General features: G+C 59.3%; 15 protein-coding genes. 8 read left to right on the forward strand and 7 right to left on the reverse strand.

The genetic code is table 11. The features are described from left to right. Positions 1–380 precede the first annotated feature (380 nt). Positions 381–1,220 (forward strand): NAD-dependent epimerase/dehydratase family protein, encoded by an 840-nt coding sequence (locus ACK6D9_RS07790; RefSeq protein WP_267655538.1) that lies wholly within the window; start codon positions 381–383, stop codon positions 1,218–1,220. 113 nt (positions 1,221–1,333) lie between these two features. On the opposite strand, the gene ACK6D9_RS07795 is transcribed toward ACK6D9_RS07790, so the two are convergent. The 6 genes from ACK6D9_RS07795 to ACK6D9_RS07820 form a co-directional block, all read right to left on the reverse strand. Continuing rightward, positions 1,334–3,055, reverse strand: a complete 1,722-nt coding sequence (locus ACK6D9_RS07795; RefSeq protein WP_412051239.1) for an ABC transporter substrate-binding protein — start codon at positions 3,053–3,055, stop codon at positions 1,334–1,336. A gap of 63 nt (positions 3,056–3,118) precedes the next feature. Then, the gene (locus ACK6D9_RS07800) at positions 3,119–3,400 is read right to left on the reverse strand and encodes a DUF2160 domain-containing protein (protein WP_267655540.1); all 282 of its coding nucleotides are present in this window, start codon (positions 3,398–3,400) and stop codon (positions 3,119–3,121) included. A 12-nt stretch (positions 3,401–3,412) separates the two neighbouring features. Then, positions 3,413–4,243, reverse strand: coding sequence for a carbohydrate ABC transporter permease (locus tag ACK6D9_RS07805; RefSeq protein ID WP_412051761.1), 831 nt, complete (start codon positions 4,241–4,243; stop codon positions 3,413–3,415). A 73-nt stretch (positions 4,244–4,316) separates the two neighbouring features. After that, complete coding sequence (locus tag ACK6D9_RS07810) at positions 4,317–5,183, reverse strand: carbohydrate ABC transporter permease (RefSeq protein WP_412051240.1); 867 nt, start codon at positions 5,181–5,183, stop codon at positions 4,317–4,319. A 1-nt stretch (position 5,184) separates the two neighbouring features. Further along, entirely contained in the window at positions 5,185–6,255 is a 1,071-nt protein-coding gene (locus ACK6D9_RS07815) for an ABC transporter ATP-binding protein (protein ID WP_412051241.1), read from the reverse strand. 9 nt (positions 6,256–6,264) lie between these two features. Further along, positions 6,265–7,341, reverse strand: a complete 1,077-nt coding sequence (locus tag ACK6D9_RS07820) for an ABC transporter ATP-binding protein (protein WP_412051762.1) — start codon at positions 7,339–7,341, stop codon at positions 6,265–6,267. A gap of 255 nt (positions 7,342–7,596) precedes the next feature. On the opposite strand from ACK6D9_RS07820, the gene ACK6D9_RS07825 reads away from it, so the two are divergent. Next, positions 7,597–7,914, forward strand: coding sequence for a hypothetical protein (locus ACK6D9_RS07825; RefSeq protein ID WP_412051242.1), 318 nt, complete (start codon positions 7,597–7,599; stop codon positions 7,912–7,914). A 9-nt stretch (positions 7,915–7,923) separates the two neighbouring features. On the opposite strand, the gene ACK6D9_RS07830 is transcribed toward ACK6D9_RS07825, so the two are convergent. Next, on the reverse strand, positions 7,924–8,469 hold the full coding sequence (locus tag ACK6D9_RS07830; protein WP_267655543.1) for a helix-turn-helix domain-containing protein: 546 nt from the start codon (positions 8,467–8,469) through the stop codon (positions 7,924–7,926). 209 nt (positions 8,470–8,678) lie between these two features. Between ACK6D9_RS07830 and ACK6D9_RS07835 the strand changes: the two genes are divergently transcribed. The 6 genes from ACK6D9_RS07835 to ACK6D9_RS07860 all read left to right on the forward strand — a co-directional run bounded on the left by ACK6D9_RS07835 (position 8,679) and on the right by ACK6D9_RS07860 (position 15,960). Next, positions 8,679–9,719 (forward strand): TRAP transporter substrate-binding protein, encoded by a 1,041-nt coding sequence (locus ACK6D9_RS07835; protein ID WP_267655544.1) that lies wholly within the window; start codon positions 8,679–8,681, stop codon positions 9,717–9,719. 168 nt (positions 9,720–9,887) lie between these two features. Continuing rightward, a complete protein-coding gene (locus ACK6D9_RS07840) occupies positions 9,888–10,361 on the forward strand; it encodes a TRAP transporter small permease (RefSeq protein ID WP_412051243.1) in 474 nt (157 codons plus the stop codon). Continuing rightward, on the forward strand, positions 10,358–11,653 hold the full coding sequence (locus ACK6D9_RS07845; protein ID WP_412051244.1) for a TRAP transporter large permease: 1,296 nt from the start codon (positions 10,358–10,360) through the stop codon (positions 11,651–11,653). Before ACK6D9_RS07840 ends, ACK6D9_RS07845 begins: the two co-directional genes overlap by 4 nt. Before the next feature lie 43 nt (positions 11,654–11,696). Further along, a complete protein-coding gene (hisD, locus tag ACK6D9_RS07850) occupies positions 11,697–12,989 on the forward strand; it encodes a histidinol dehydrogenase (RefSeq protein ID WP_412051245.1) in 1,293 nt (430 codons plus the stop codon). 316 nt (positions 12,990–13,305) lie between these two features. Beyond that, positions 13,306–14,343 carry a LacI family DNA-binding transcriptional regulator gene (locus ACK6D9_RS07855; RefSeq protein WP_412051246.1) on the forward strand — a complete coding sequence of 346 codons (1,038 nt, stop codon included), beginning with the start codon at positions 13,306–13,308 and terminating at the stop codon, positions 14,341–14,343. A gap of 114 nt (positions 14,344–14,457) precedes the next feature. Further along, complete coding sequence (locus ACK6D9_RS07860) at positions 14,458–15,960, forward strand: FAD-binding oxidoreductase (protein WP_412051247.1); 1,503 nt, start codon at positions 14,458–14,460, stop codon at positions 15,958–15,960. Position 15,961: the final 1 nt, after the last annotated feature.

Below are 15,961 nucleotides of genomic sequence, written 5' to 3' on the forward strand. Positions count from 1 at the left end.
TGGCTTTTTGGCCGGGCAGGTCGGCAGCGAACACCATGCGATGCCGGTCGCTCTCCGGTCGTGCATGGATTATCCCTCCTTCTATATCCTTTGCGTGATCTGGTGACGGATTGCAGCACTCTCCGCCAGCGTGAGGCTCGGCTGAAACTGGCTCACTTATCGTGAATCAGGTCCGCTCGGTCGGAGGCGTTTGCGCTTCGATCATATTTTGGCGGCCCCTCCCAGTATCGAAACGGCTTCTCCGCCTGCGGCAGCGGTGCCGAGAATCTGGCAAAACGCATCACGGCACGTCATTTTCCACGCAGTGTTGGCGACAGCGGTGGACCGGATCGTTGCAGCAGTTATACAAGTGAAAAATATCAAATCACTGGAGTGCTGACATGAAGAAACTCGTTCTTACCGGTGCCGCCGGCCGCCTTGGTTCATATTTGCGGGAGCCATTGAGCAAGCTTTGCGATGAACTGGTTTCGACAGATCTGGCCGAGGATATTGGCAAGACCTATCCCGGTGAAACCTATGTGAAGGCGAATCTGGAGGATCTCGACGCCATGGTCGCCGTGCTGGAGGGCGCCGACATGGTGGTTCATTTCGGCGCCATTGGCGATGAAGCCCCGTTTGAAACGCTGCTCGGCCCGAACTTCATCGGTGCCTACAACGTCTGGGAGGCAGCCCATCGCAACGGCCTGCGCCGGGTGGTCTACGCCTCCTCGATCCATGCGGTCGGCATGCACAAGAAGACTGATTTTATCGGCATCGACGCACCGCACAAACCCGATACCTTCTATGGCCTGGCCAAGTGTTTTGCCGAGGATCTGGCGAGCCTTTACTGGGACAAGCGCGGGCTGGAATCGGTCTGCATGCGGATTCTCTCCTGCGCCCAGGTCACCAACCCCCGCGCGGTAGGCACCTGGCTCAGCTACGATGACCTGATCCAACTGGTGGAGCGTGCTATCGATACGCCCGTCACCGGCTTTTCAATTGTCTATGGCGTGTCCAACAACGACCGCGCCCCGGTGGACAATGCCAAGGCCAACCATCTTGGCTATCACCCCAAGGACAATGCCGAACAGTTCGCCAAGGAAATCTATGCTGAAGCAGGTCCGCTTGACCCGCAGGATCCTGGCAACATGCATCACGGTGGCCCGTTCGCAGCGGTTGAACTGGGCAACAGTGGTGTGGCGTTCCTGAATCTCAACGAAGACGACACGGCCAAGAGCTGACCCGCGTACGAAGCTGAAAGGCTGCAGCACCTGGGGATAGCACTCCCCAACAACAGATCGGGGCCCGAAGGCCCCGATCGTAATTCTGTCGGTTCGGCTTCAGCCGACCAGACTTACTGCCAGCTCTTGACCAGTTCGTCGTAGTTGACGGTCAACGGCTGTTCTTTTTCGTTTTCGATCTTGAGCTGCGGAGCGAGGTTGCCCTTCGAGACGGCATCCGCATTCCAGTATTCAAGATCATGCTCTTCGGCGAGCTTCGGACCGATGTCGCCCTGAACGCCGGAGCGTTCGATGCGGGCCATCACCTTTTCCTGCTCTTCGCATAGCGAATCCATGGCTGCCTGGGCAGTCTTGGCACCCGAAGAAGCGTCACCGATTGCCTGCCACCAGAGCTGAGCCAGCTTCGGATAGTCAGGAACGTTGGTGCCGGTCGGCGACCATTGTACGCGGGCCGGCGAGCGATAGAACTCGATCAGACCGCCGAGCTTCGGAGCACGTTCGGTGAAGCTCTTGTCCTGGATGGTCGATTCGCGCGTCAGTGTCAGACCGACATGGCTTTTCTTCACGTCGACCGTCTTTGACGTCACGAACTGCGCGTAGAGCCATGCGGCCTTGGCGCGATCGTCGGGGGTGGACTTCATCAGCGTCCAGGATCCCACGTCCTGATAGCCGAGCTTCATGCCGTCCTTCCAGTAGACGCCATGCGGGCTCGGAGCGAAGCGCCATTTCGGCGTGCCGTCCTCGTTGACCACAGGAAGGCCTTCCTTGACCATGTCAGCGGTGAAGGCGGTGTACATGAACATCTGCTGGGCAATCTCGCCCTGGGCCGGAACCGGACCCGATTCAGAGAAGGTCATGCCTTCCGCCGCTGCTGGCGCATAGGCCTTGATCCAGTCGAGATATTTCTGGATCGAGTAGACAGCTGCGGGGCCGTTGGTGTCACCACCACGTGCAACGCAAGAACCTACCGGACGGGAGTTCTCGTCAACCTTGATCCCCCATTCGTCAACCGGTAAGCCGTTTGGCAGGCCCTTGTCGCCATTGCCGGCCATCGACAGCCAGGCATCGGTGAAGCGCCAGCCGAGTGACGGGTCCTTCTTGCCGTAGTCCATGTGGCCATAGACTTTCTTGCCATCGATTTCGCGGCCGGTGAAGAATTCGGCAATGTCCTCATAAGCCGACCAGTTCACCGGCACGCCGAGGTCGTAGCCGTACTTGGCCTTGAAGTCTGACTTGTTCTTCTCGTCGTTGAACCAGTCATACCGGAACCAGTAGAGGTTGGCGAACTGCTGGTCGGGCAGCTGGTAGAGATCGCCGTCCGGCGCAGTGGTGAAGCTCAGCCCGATGAAATCGTCAAGATCGAGCATCGGATTGGTGACATCCTTGCCCTCATTGGCCATCCACTTGGTCAGGCTGCGAGCCTGCTGATAGCGCCAGTGGGTGCCGATCAGGTCGGAGTCATTGACATAGGCGTCGTAGATATTTTCGCCGGTCTGCATCTGGGTCTGCAGTTTCTCCACTACATCGCCTTCGCCGATGAGGTCATGCGTGACCTTGATGCCGGTGATCGCGGTAAATGCGGCTGCCAGCGTCTTTGATTCATATTCATGCGTGGTCAGCGTTTCGGAGGCGACCTTGATTTCCATGCCGGCAAAAGGCTTTGCGGCATCGACAAACCACTGCATTTCCTTTTCCTGGTCAGCGCGTGAGAGCGTCGACAGATCGCCGATCTCTGCATCGAGGAAGCTCTTGGCCTCGTCCATGCCCGCTTGCGCGGCACCTGCGCTGAACACCAGCGCCATAGCCACTGTTGAAAGTAGAAGATGTTTCCGCATTGCAGTTTCCTCCCGACTTGCGAAAACGGAAACGGCGGTATTGCCGCTTCCGGTATTCAAACCCTAGACCCAGCGGAACACGCCGATGGCGTAGACCACGGAAAGGGCAAGAGCCCACCAGAGGTTCGGACCAACCAGTCCGAGCCAGGCAAGATTGATGAACGCCGAACCCAACAGCGAGACGAACAGACGGTCACCGCGCGTGGTTTCAAAGCGCAGGATTCCAACTCGCGGCGAACCGCCGGGTACATAATGCTCCCACACGCCCATGCCGACGAGCAGCATGAAGATGACGATGAAGAAGGTTGCCGTTGGCCCGGTCCAGGCCATCCAGGAAAGATCCATAGCGTAGCCTCCTCAGACCCGGCCCAGGGCAAAGCCCTTGGCGATGTAGTTGCGGACAAACCAGATCACCAGCGCGCCGGGGATGATGGTCAGCACACCGGCTGCGGCCAGCACGCCCCAGTCCATCCCCGAAGCCGAGACCGTGCGGGTCATGGTGGCGGCGATCGGCTTGGCGTCGGTGACAGTCAGCGTACGGGCGATCAGCAATTCGACCCATGAGAACATGAAGCAGAAGAACGCGGCCACGCCGATCCCGCTCGCAATCAGCGGCATGAAAATCTTGACGAAGAATTTCGGGAACGAGTAGCCGTCGATATAGGCGGTTTCGTCGATTTCCTTGGGTACGCCCGACATGAAGCCTTCAAGAATCCAGACTGCAAGCGGCACGTTGAACAGGCAGTGGGCAATCGCCACGGCTATATGCGTATCGATCAACCCGAAGGCGGAGTAGAGCTGGAAGAACGGCAGCGCGAACACCGCTGGCGGCGCCATCCGGTTGGTCAAGAGCCAGAAGAACAGGTGCTTGTCGCCCAGGAACCTGTAGCGCGAAAACGCATAGGCTGCCGGCAGCGCCACCGCCACCGAGATCACCATGTTCATCACCACATAGATGATCGAGTTGATGTAGCCATTGTACCAGGCCGGATCGGTGAAGATGACGGTGTAATTGGCAATAGTCGGATCACGCGGCCACAGCGAGAATGCGCCGAGGATCTCGGTGTTGGTCTTGAAGCTCATGTTCATGAGCCAGTAGATCGGCAACATCAAAAGGAAGATGTAGATCACCGGGACCAGGAAGGAGAAGCGCGCGATCGCGTTGGAGCGCCGTGTCCGGCGCGCCATTGCAGCCGTGGCGTCGTCGGTTGTCAATGAGGCGGGGGCGGTGTTTGCGGTATGGCTCATGGTTCGCTTTCCCTCAGCCCTTGGCATCGTTGGTAATCATCACGGTGTAGAAAACCCATGACAACAGCAGGATGATGAGGAAATAGATCAGCGACATCGCCGCCGCCGGCCCGATGTCGAACTGACCGATCGCGGTCTTGACCAGATCGATCGACAGGAAGGTGGTGGAGTTGCCGGGGCCGCCGCCGGTAACGACAAACGGCTCGGTGTAGATCATGAATGAGTCCATGAATCTCAGCAGCACGGCGATCAGCAGCACCCGGTTCATCTTCGGCAACTGGATATAGCGGAACACCGACCAGCGCGAGGCGCCGTCGATCTTGGCGGCCTGGTAATAGGCGTCGGGGATCGACACCAGACCGGCATAGCACAACAGCACCACCAGGCTGGTCCAGTGCCAGACATCCATGGTGATGACAGTCACCCAGGCGTCGAACGGGTCGTTGACGTAATTGTAGTCAAAGCCCATCGCGTTGAGCGTGTAACCGAGCAGGCCGATGTCGATGCGTCCGAACACCTGCCAGATGGTGCCGACCACGTTCCACGGAATCAGCAGCGGCAGCGACATGAAAACCAGGCAGAACGGCACACCCAGCCCCTTGCGCGGCATGTTGAGCGCAATGAAAATGCCGAGCGGCACCTCGATCAACAAGATGATGCCCGAAAACAGCAGGTTGCGCAAAAGCGCGTCATGAAAGCGGTCCGATGAAAGCACATCGGAAAACCAGGAGGTTCCGGCCCAGAAGAACTGGTTGTTGCCGAACGTGTCCTGCACTGAATAATTGACCACCGTCATCAGCGGGATCACGGCCGAGAATGCCACCAGCAAGAGCATCGGCAGCACCATGAACCAGGCCTTGTTGTTCCAGGGCTTATCCATCTCAGCCTCCCAGCTTTACGCGCCAGTCGTCGGCGTAAATGTTGATACCAGTGGGATCGAAGGTGACGTGCGGATCGGCGGGCACGGACGAATCCTCGTCAAGCACGATGGCCAGTTCATGGCCCTCGATCATGGCGCGGACGATCTTGTGCCGCCCGATGTCCTCGATCGCGCGGACGCTGACGGGCATGCCACTGGCGCCGAGGCGTATATATTCGGGCCGGATGCCGAGCTCGGTGCGCTTGCCGTCTGTCCGGCTTGCAGCCCCCGGCAGCACAATTGATTGCTCGCCCAGTTGGGCCCGCGCGCCATCGAGTGCGACCGGCAGCACATTCATGCCCGGCGAGCCGATGAAGTAGCCGACAAAGGTGTGGCTCGGGCGTTCGAACAATTCCTGCGGCGTGCCGATCTGGACGATCTCGCCGCCATACATCACCACAACCTTGTCGGCGAAGGTCAGAGCCTCGGTCTGGTCGTGGGTTACATAGACCATGGTGTGGCCGAAGCGGCGATGCAAAAGCTTGAGCTGCGAGCGCAATTGCCATTTCATATGCGGATCGATCACCGTCAGCGGCTCGTCAAACAGGATGGCGTTGACATCGGCGCGCACCAGGCCGCGACCAAGCGAGATCTTCTGTTTGAGATCCGCCGTCAGGCCGCGGGCCTTGCGATTGGCGATGTCGACGAGATCGATCATCTCCAGTACTTCAGCCACGCGGGCCTGGACATCGGCTTCGGCCATGCCGCGATTCCTGAGCGGAAAGGCCAGATTGTCGGCCACACTCATGGTGTCGTAGACGACAGGGAACTGGAACACCTGGGCGATGTTGCGTTCTTCCGGCTGCAGCCCGGTCACGTCCTTGCCATCAAACAGGATCTTGCCTTCGGACGGTGTCAGCAGCCCCGAAATGATGTTGAGCAGCGTGGTCTTGCCGCAGCCCGAGGGCCCGAGCAAAGCGTAGGCCCCGCCATCATCCCAGGAGTGATGCACCTCACGCAGGGCATAGTCCGCGTCGCTGGACGGATTTGCCATGTAGGCATGGCGGATATGGTCGAGGTCGATGCGAGCCATGGTTTTTCCTCATGCCCCCGCTGGTTGGGCGCGAACCGTGCGTCCGTCGCGATCGAATACCAGCAGGTATCGCGTGTCGAGGTGCATTTCCAGCATCGTGCCGGCTTCAATGTCGTGAATGCCCTTGACCAGCATCACCCATCGCCTGCCTTCGTGAATGAGATGGATATAGCTTTCCGACCCGGTGATTTCGGTAACCCGCACCTCGGCCGAAAGCGGCGTCGTGCCGGCTTCGGCCGTAAGTGACAGATTGTGCGGGCGGAAGCCCAAAGTGCAGGGGCCGTCGGCAAGGTGAGAAAGCGCCGCAGGAACAGGGATATCGCGCATGCCCTGTTTGACGAACTTGCCCTGCCTTTTCTCCATCGGCAGAAGGTTCATCGGCGGATCGGAAAAAGTTTGCGCGGTCACCATATCGACGGGGTTGCGGAACACCTCGACCGTGGAGCCGACCTGGGTGATCCGGCCTTCGCTGAGCGTTGCCGTGTTGCCGCCCAAAAGCAGCGCCTCGGACGGCTCGGTCGTGGCATAAACGAAAATGGCGCCCGATTCCGAAAAGATCTTCGGCAGTTCGGCGCGCAATTCCTCGCGCAATTTGTAATCGAGATTGGCGAGCGGCTCGTCGAGCAGCACCAGTCCGGCCTTTTTGACGATGGCGCGTGCCAGCGCCGTGCGCTGCTGCTGTCCGCCCGACAGGTTGAGCGGTGTGCGTTGCAGGTATGGCCCGAGCCGCAACAACTCGGCGGCGCGGTCGACTTCGCGCTCGATCGTTGCCTTGTCGGCGCCGGAGATCCTGAGCGGCGAGGCGATGTTCTCATACACCGTCATGGCCGGGTAATTGATGAATTGCTGGTAGACCATCGCGACATTGCGCTTTTGCACAGCCAGGCCGGTCACATCCTGGCCATCGCTCAAAACCCGTCCGCGCGTCGGACGGTCGAGGCCCGCCATGATCCGCATCAGGCTGGTCTTGCCCGACAAGGTAGGTCCCAGGAGCACGTTCAGCGTACCGCTATCGAGCCGCAGCGACACATCGGTGATGTGTGCTTCCCCGTTGGAAACCTTGGAGACTTTGTCCAATTCCAGCATATAGAAGAAGCCCTCCCAAGCCTTGCCTCCCAGGTGCGGATCGATCGCGCCATCAAGGTCGCTACCGGTGCTCGCCGCAGGTGAGCTTACTCCCTGCACTCCCTATTTGATTGAGGATAAAAGGAACCTTAACCGAATGTCAAACGAAAATAAGTGAAACCTGAGCCGGCTTTGAACAACGCCTGGTCTGTTGGTTTCAGCTCCTATCCAAAAACAATGCGCCTGCAGCCTCAGGATGTGGTGTAATCGGGGCAGATGCAATCCCCCAACGGTGCCGGTGATCTCTCGCCTCGCGCCTTTTCTGCTCAGGGTGCTGCGGCATTTTCGCAAACCCATACTGGAAAAATATGCGCCTCAATTTTTGAAGCGCCCGGCAGCGATGTGAAGCCCGGAAATCTGGACGTCGGACAACAAAGCGCCGGCGTGTGCCGGCTTTGCATAAGTGTTGCGGAAATTTTCCAACTTGCTCGGATCGATAAAAGGCTGAACCGTTATCCAGTCGGCGTACGGCGCATGGATCTGCTGGCAGGTCGCCGTGTTGCAGCAGTCTTCGGTTGCGAGAACAGCTGCTGAATTGGCCGATCAATAAGACGGCGGAGAAATCGCGCTGATGACCTCGGCGGTAGTCTTGCCGACATTGCGGAAGCGATGTAATTCGCGACTGTCAAAATAGTAGCCGTCGCCCTTGTGCAGGACCCGGCACTGGTTTCCCACCGTCAGCTCGATCGCGCCCGAGACAACGCAGCCCGCCTCCTGAGCGACATGTGACAGGAGTTCGCCGCTATCGGCTCCGACCGCATAGGTTTCTCTGAGGAACTGGAAGGCGCGATAGGGATGATTAAGCCCGATCAGACGATAGGAAATCGTCTCGGGGTTGCCAATTTCGGGTGTGTCATCGGCGGGATAGAACGGGCTGCCGCTGCCTTCGGTCAAGCCGCCGAGAAATTCCGACAAGCGGCTGCCGAGCGCATCAAGCACCGCTTGCAGTGTATCAACGGTGGGGCTGATGCGATCTCGCTCGATCAGCGAGATCGTGGTGTGCGAGATGCCCGAGCGCTGAGCGAGGTCGCGCATGCTCAGGTGGCGCCGCAGCCGAAGGGCCTTCAAATTGGTTCCGATTTTGGCCATTATACTATCCAGAAGACGCGTATTGTGAGGGTAGCGCTATCACTGATAGCCATCTGCTGTAAAGTATATGCACCACCAAGGAGGCAGAGGGTTCCTTCCCCTCTCTGATCAAAATATACAATGAACGGAAGAGGAGGTAGGTGCATGTTTTACAGCACTGCCTAATGGTTCCTCCTTGATCTGTTTCAATCACGTAATGGGAGGCGAGGATGATCGTCAGACAGAAACAAACCGTACGCCGCACGCTTTTGGCAATGGGCGTCGCCGGGCTTTCGCTCGTGCCGGCAGCAGCCAACGCCGCCGAGATTTCTCTCCAGATCGGGACGATCGAATCCCCGACCGGAGCCAACTCTTTGGGCTGGCAAGCGTTCGAGCAGTATGTCGAGGCCGCCAGTGGTGGCGATATTGATGTCGAACTGCTGCACTCCGGCCAGTTGGGCGACACCGAAAAGCTGCTCGAGGGCGCGATGATCGGCATCAACAAGATGGTGCAGGGCGACGAGACCCTGACAGGTGCCTATGCTCCGATGATGACCTGGTTCACGCCCTATCTGTTTGCCGACGAAGTGGTGATGAAGGAATTCTTCGCCAGCGAAACTTTCGCCGAGATAAACGAGGCAATGGCAGCTGATCTGGGAGTTCGGGCTCTGGCCGCGTCACCCTACGGCTTTTACAATTTCATCAACAAGACCCGTCCGGTGGAAAGTCTGGAAGACCTTGCCGGTCTCAAGCTGCGCACCTTGCCAAGCAGCGAGATGACGATCCGTGCCTGGGAAGGCCTGGGCGCATCGGCGACCCCGGTATCCTGGGGTGAAATCTACACCTCGATTCAGACCGGCGTGATCAACGGGCTCGGACATACGATCGGCATCATGGTCGACCAGAAATATTATGAGGTTGCCAAGAATGTAACGCTGGATAACAGCTTCGGCGTTGTCAATTTCTACCTTGTCAACGAGGCATTCTGGCAGGGACTCGACGACCAGCAGCGCGCCACCCTGAAGCGCGGCGCACAGATCGGCGCGGCGACCGAGTTCGGTGTTGCAGCCTACCGCAACCGTGTCGAGGGTCTGCAGACTCTGGAAGAGAACGGCGTCGATATCCGTCCGATTTCCGATGTCGAGCGCGAACGGCTGCGTGAAGCAGCGCAGGAAAGTGTTCTGCCGTGGCTGAAGGAACAGGTCGATCCGGCGCTGGTTGAAAAGGTCTTTGCCGAGGTCAAGGCGATCGAAGCTCGACTGAACCGCTGAGCCAATGCATGGTGCGTTCAGATCGTTTGATCTGAACGACAACGCACATGCATTCATTCAAGCTGTTGCAGCGTTCCTTGCGCATCCTGCTGGATGTGTGGGTTAGTCTTGACGGAGCCGGCCCAGTGCCGGCTTCGCCATTCTCAAGAGACACGACAGGAGACCTGGATGCGGTCTGCATTTGCCATTTTTGATACAGCCCTGCGCTTTGCCATAGGCCTCTCAATGGCAGGCATCATGCTGGCGATCTGTCTTCAGGTTGTCGCGCGCGGCACCATTGGCGCGCTGCCATGGCCCGAAGAACTGAGCGTGATCCTCATGATCTGGGGGCTGCTCCTAGCCGCCGCCTATGTACTCAATGAACGTGGCCACGTCGGGATCACCTATTTTGTCGAGCGCCTCGGCCCGAAAACGGGCGCCATGATGGTTGCAGCGATGCATCTTCTGATCATTTTGTTTGCGGCAGCCGTCATCTATGGCTCGATTGACAAGCTCGGCTCCGTGGCGCGGCTGCGTACCGGAGCGCTTGGCATCAGCCGGGCCGTTCCCAACTTGGCTATCCCGGTCGCTTGCGCACTTTATATTGTCGTCTCGATCCGGATCATCCTTGAATCCTTTGAGCAGTGGCGGAACCCGGGATGACCATTCTAGCACTTGCCGTAACCTTCGTGGTTCTCACCGTTCTGGGAATGCCGATTGCCTTCGTGATTGGCTCCGCGTGTCTTGTCGCACTGCTGATCAGCGGTCAAAGCCTGACCCTGCTGTCGCATTTCATGTATATCGGGGTGGACTCCTTCGTACTGGTCGCAGTGCCGATGTTCGTGTTGACCGGCGAGATCATGCTGAAGGGGCGGATGACCGGCGCCCTGACCGATTTTGCCGATGTCATCGTCGGCCGCATCCGCGGCGGCATGGGCCACACCAATATCGCCGCCAGCGTCTTCTTTGCCGGCATAACCGGCTCGGCCTCGGCGGATACCACTGCGCTCGGTTCGGTGCTGATCCCGACCATGGCGGAAAAAGGCTACAGCCGCGCTTACGCGACCGCGGTGACGATTGCCTCTTCGGTGATCGGTCCGATCATCCCACCGAGCCTGACTTTCGTGATCTACGCGATGGCGGTAGGTGGTGTTTCGGTTGGCGAGCTGTTTCTCGCAGGGATCATTCCCGGCGTGCTCGTGGCCATTGCCCTGATGGTAATGAACTACCGGATTTCGCTGGCCCGGAACTATGAAAAGCGGACAGAGCGTTATTCGGTCGGGTTCGTCCTGACCACGGTGCGCCGCAGTCTGCTGGTGCTGGTGATGCCGGTACTGATCGTGGTCGGAGTGCTCAGCGGTGATTTCACCGCTACCGAAGCCGCCGCCGTGGCCTCGATCTATGCGCTCGTGATCTGCATGGTGGTGACGCGCACGCTGAAATTTCGCGAGCTGCCCGACGTTTTCTTCAGCACCGCCAAGACCAGCTCCATCATGTTCCTGCTTCTGGCGACCAGTTCGGTGCTGAGCTACATCCTGGCGACGCAGGGCGTGCCGACGATGATCGCCAATTCTTTCCAGGCTGTCACCGACAACAAATACGTCTTCCTGATGTTGATGAATATCTCGCTGTTGATGATCGGTCTGGTGCTGGACCTGTTCCCGGCGATCATCATCTTTGGGCCGATCTTTGCCGGGATCGCCCAGAGCTATGGGGTGGATCCGGTCCAGTTCGGCGTTGTGTTCTGCGTCAATCTGCTGATCGGGCTGAACACGCCGCCGGTAGGCTCGGGTCTGTTCCTTGGCGCGGCGGTCGGCAAGGTCCGGCTGGAGGATCTGATCCGAGAGGTGCGACCCTTCATCCTGATGGAAATCGTCGTGCTGCTGATCCTGACATATGTACCCTTCCTGACCACAACGCTTCCGCGCACCGTAATGGGTTTTTTCGGCAGCTGATCGTGGCGGAATTCCCGTATTCCCAACAACATGGACTGATATAATGACAGTACAGACTGAGTTTCCAGGCATCTCTTTCGTCAAGCACCCGACGCGCAGCGCCGTGTCTGACAACGCCCCGGTCGAAACACTGGTGGCCGAAATTCTGGCCGCCGTGCGCACCAAGGGCGATGCAGCGGTACGGGAATACTCGCGCAAGTTCGACAAGGCTGATCTGGACGCGTTCGAGGTCACCCAGGCCGAGCGTGAGGCAGCCCTTGCCGCGCTTGAACCGCAGAGCCGCGCCGATACCGAATTTGCGATCGCCAATGTTCGCGCCTTTGCCGAGGCGCAGCTTGGGACGATGAAACCGCTGGAGGTCGAACTGCTGGCGGGCGTGCATATGGGCCATCGTGTGATCCCGATCGACCGGGTCGGCTGCTATGTGCCCGGCGGGCGCTATCCGCTGTTGTCGGCACCGGTGATGACCATCGTCCCGGCCAAGGTTGCCGGTGTTGGTGAAGTCGTGGCGTGCCTGCCGCCAAACGCGCATCCGGCAATGATTGCCGGCTGTCATCTGTCGGGCGCCGACCGGATCTTCAAGATCGGTGGCGCGCAGGCAATCGCGGCAATGGCCTACGGCACTGAAACCGTGCCCAATGTCGACAAGATCGTCGGCCCCGGCAATGCCTTCGTCAACGAAGCCAAGCGTCAGGTCTTTGGCCCGATCGGCATCGACCAGCTGGCTGGCCCCTCGGAGATCTATACCCTTGCCGATGAAACCGGCGATGCGGAGATGATTGCCACCGACCTGCTGGCGCAGGCAGAGCATGACGTGCGCACGCGGGTCGGCCTGATCACCACCCATGAGCCTCTGGCGCGTGCGGTGCTTGCCGAAGTCGAACGGCAGCTGGTCGATTTGTCCACCGCCGAGACCGCAGGCGCGGCATGGCGGGATTACGGCGAAATCGCACTGTGTGCCGATGAAGCGGCGATGATTGCCTATTCCGATCACATCGCGGCCGAGCATCTGCAGGTCCATACCGCTGATGCCAAGGGTTTGGCGCTGAAGCTGCGCAATTACGGGTCGCTGTTCATCGGTGAGCTGGCCTCCGTGGTCTATTCCGACAAATGCTCGGGCACCAACCATACGCTGCCGACCATGGCGGCAGGCCGTTATACCGGCGGGCTGTGGGTTGGTACTTATGTGAAGATCGCTACCCATCAATGGCTGACCGCTGAAGGCGTTAAGCAGGTTGCGCCTCCGGCCGTACGTCAAAGTGCCAATGAAGGGTTGGAGGGCCACCGTCGTGCCGCCCAGTTGCGGCTCGACCGGCTGCAGGCGCAGGGAAAGTAAATTTCGCGCAAGGAGCGCCATGCGCCCTGCCGCTAAGGATCAAGACCCGCGTGCCACGGCGCGCGGGTTTTTTGTGCGCCGCAGTGTCTAAGGGCAAACTGGAGGCTTGCGGCAAGGGCAACCGAGAAGGCGGGTCCGCAGCGAGATTGGCAGGACAAGATCGAACTCGCTCATGAAGTGCATTTGAGGCCAGAAATCCCGGCCTCAATTGGGCCCAAAACCAGGTGGCACCTGACCGTCGGAAAGAATACCCCCTATCCAGCTTCGGTGCTTATGATGGTAAGACAGGCCGAGAACAGGGACGGGGGAGTTTCAGGTGACGAAAAAGCAGGGAAGGAAAGCCACGCTCGCCGAAGTTGCCGCCATGGCCGAAGTTGATGTGTCGACGGTATCACGGGTTCTGCGTGGCCAAAGCGAGCAACGTATTCGCGCTGAAACCAGGGACCGCATTCTCGAAGTTGCGAAAAAGCTGAATTATCGCGCCAATTACACAGCCCGGGCGTTGCGTATGTCACGCACCTTTACACTCGGTATTGTCGTGCCGCAGCTAGATAACCCGGTGTTCTCGGCGGCAATCCGCGGCGCTGAAAATGTTGCCGCCCAGCACGGCTATTCGCTGCTGATTTCCCATCGTGATCCGGGCGAGGCGGGGCCGACCATTGCCAAGCTTTCGCAGATGAACCGGGTTGACGGTTTGCTGGTGGCGAGCCTCGACGCCGATGAAGTTTTGCGCAGCGACTTGGCCGAGGCAAATGTTCCCTACGTGCTTTTGAACCGTCAATTGCCGGGCACAGCCCTTTCAGTGGTTCTCGACAGCCGGGAGGCGGCGCGGCGCGCTACGGAGCATCTGATCTCGCTCGGGCATCGCCGCATCGGCCATCTTGGCGGTCGCCCCGGTGGTTTTAACGCCCAGGAACGCCTGGCCGGTTACAGGGCAGCGCTCGATGCGGCCAGCATTCCCTTTGACCCGCTCCTGGTGGCCATGGGTGATTACACATTCGATGCCGGCCGGGTGTCGGTCAGGGAACTGGCGAAGACCGACGCCACCGCGATCATGGCGGCCACATTGGTTTCTGCAGCAGGCGCGATGGCAGAATTGAGGCTTGCCGGCTGGCAATTGCCACAGGAAATGTCGGTCATCGCGCTTCACGATGCACTTTTTGCCGAAATGCTGTTTCCGGCCCTGAGCACCGTCATGATGCCGACGGAAGAGATGGGGCGTGTGGCGGCGGAACTGTTGATCAGCAAGCTTTCCGGGGCAGATCCCGAGCCGGTTCGGGCCCTGCCTCCGGGGCGACTGATCATCCGCGATTCAACGGTCGCCCCGCGAACCGGCGCACGAATTTCCAAATAATCAGCTTCCTTTGCTTGACAGGTCGCGATTGCTGGCTGTAGCAATGAACAAACGATTGTTCAAAGTTGTTTGGGCGGCGTAACCAAAAATTGTAGCCACTAAAAAGGAAACCTGATGTCGAGTTCGCAGCCCCAATCGCCGGCGCCCGCAGCACTGAGTGCTCTTCAGGCCGAGTTCACAAGCATTGTCGGTGCGGAGAATGTGCTTTCTGATGAAGCAGGCCGGCGCCCCTATGCACATGACCGGTTGCCTTTTGCCAATTTCTGCGAGCGACAGGATAAACTGGCTGGCGTTTTGCCGCGCCTGGTGTTGCGGCCCGGCACTGCCGACGAAGTGCAGGCGATCGTCAAGACAGCGCGGCGTTTGGGCGTGCAGTTGATCCCGTTCGGTAACGGATCGGGCGTTCTTGGTGGTGCCATTCCGGTTTCGGCAGAAGTGACCGTTGATCTGCGTCGGCTTGATCAGATCGTCTCGGTTGATTCGGGCAACGCCATGGTCACGGTTCAGGCAGGGATGAACGGTGCCGCCTTCGAGGCCGAACTCAATGCGCAAGGCTATTCCACCGGCCATCTGCCCCAGTCGATCGAGATTTCCACGGTCGGCGGCTGGGCTGCGTGCCGCGGCGGCGGTCAGGCCTCCAGCCGTTACGGCAAGATCGAGGACATGATCGTCGGGCTCAAGGCCGTTCTGCCGGACGGCACCGCAATCAACATTCGCCCGGTGGCCCGCCGCGCAACCGGGCCGTCGATCCGCGACATCCTGGTGGGCAGTGAAGGGACGCTCGGAATCATCACCGAAATTACAATGCGGCTGTGGAAGTTGCCGGAGGTCGAGCGCGGCGTGGTGCTGGCATTCCCGACCGAGGCGGCAGCACTGGATGCGGCGCGCGATGTCATGCAGGCAGAACTGCGGCCATTGGTGGCGCGTATTTATGATGCTCAGGAAAGCCGCGAACGCACGGAAAACATGCCCGAGTTCCAGTCGCGTCCAATTCTTGCCGTCTATGTCTTTGCTGGCCGAGAACCCATGGTGACCACCGAACAGCAGATGGCCATGGAAATATTTGGTAGCTTTGGTGCGGTGGAAGCTGGCCAGGAGCCCTATGAGCATTGGCGCAAGAACCGCTATGTGGCGTTTTCCGCACAGTGGCAGAAGGCCGGGTACTTCAACGACACGATCGAGATCACCGGTAACTGGTCAGCTTTGCCGACCATGTTCGAGGCGATGGGCAAGGCGGTCCGGGAAATTTGCCCGGAAGTCCACTTTGGCGCGCATTGGTCGCATATCTATCCAGAAGGCGCTTGCCAGTACATGACCATCCGGCTTCCGCCCATGGATCATGAAAAGGCGCTGCCCCTGCATGCGCAGATGTGGCAGGCGATTGAAAATCTGACGCTGGAGCATGGCGGATCAATTGCCCATCACCATGGTGTAGGTGTCTTCCGCAATGGCTGGATCGAGCGCGAACTTGGCGGCGCCCTGCCGATGCTGCAGCAGATCAAGGATGCGCTTGACCCTGGCAATCTGATGAACCCGGGCAAGCTCGGCCTGCGGTTGCCGGAAGGCGCCGTGGTCGTCGGTCAACTCAATCCTGCAACACCGCGCCAAGAGAGTTGAT

The organism is Hoeflea sp. Naph1 (genome assembly GCF_046837775.1).
Lineage (GTDB): Bacteria > Pseudomonadota > Alphaproteobacteria > Rhizobiales > Rhizobiaceae > Hoeflea.

Bases quoted from the DNA above. Each gene is read 5' to 3' on its own strand.
- ACK6D9_RS07800 (WP_267655540.1), bottom strand. From the start codon at position 3,400: ATGGATCTTTCCTGGATGGCCTGGACCGGGCCAACGGCAACCTTCTTC.
- ACK6D9_RS07840 (WP_412051243.1), top strand. From the start codon at position 9,888: ATGCGGTCTGCATTTGCCATTTTTGATACAGCCCTGCGCTTTGCCATA.
- ACK6D9_RS07860 (WP_412051247.1), top strand. From the start codon at position 14,458: ATGTCGAGTTCGCAGCCCCAATCGCCGGCGCCCGCAGCACTGAGTGCT.
- ACK6D9_RS07810 (WP_412051240.1), bottom strand. From the start codon at position 5,183: ATGGATAAGCCCTGGAACAACAAGGCCTGGTTCATGGTGCTGCCGATG.
- hisD (WP_412051245.1), top strand. From the start codon at position 11,697: ATGACAGTACAGACTGAGTTTCCAGGCATCTCTTTCGTCAAGCACCCG.
- ACK6D9_RS07795 (WP_412051239.1), bottom strand. From the start codon at position 3,055: ATGCGGAAACATCTTCTACTTTCAACAGTGGCTATGGCGCTGGTGTTC.
- ACK6D9_RS07815 (WP_412051241.1), bottom strand. From the start codon at position 6,255: ATGGCTCGCATCGACCTCGACCATATCCGCCATGCCTACATGGCAAAT.
- ACK6D9_RS07825 (WP_412051242.1), top strand. From the start codon at position 7,597: ATGCAATCCCCCAACGGTGCCGGTGATCTCTCGCCTCGCGCCTTTTCT.
- ACK6D9_RS07845 (WP_412051244.1), top strand. From the start codon at position 10,358: ATGACCATTCTAGCACTTGCCGTAACCTTCGTGGTTCTCACCGTTCTG.
- ACK6D9_RS07835 (WP_267655544.1), top strand. From the start codon at position 8,679: ATGATCGTCAGACAGAAACAAACCGTACGCCGCACGCTTTTGGCAATG.
- ACK6D9_RS07790 (WP_267655538.1), top strand. From the start codon at position 381: ATGAAGAAACTCGTTCTTACCGGTGCCGCCGGCCGCCTTGGTTCATAT.
- ACK6D9_RS07805 (WP_412051761.1), bottom strand. From the start codon at position 4,243: ATGGCGCGCCGGACACGGCGCTCCAACGCGATCGCGCGCTTCTCCTTC.
- ACK6D9_RS07830 (WP_267655543.1), bottom strand. From the start codon at position 8,469: ATGGCCAAAATCGGAACCAATTTGAAGGCCCTTCGGCTGCGGCGCCAC.
- ACK6D9_RS07820 (WP_412051762.1), bottom strand. From the start codon at position 7,341: ATGCTGGAATTGGACAAAGTCTCCAAGGTTTCCAACGGGGAAGCACAC.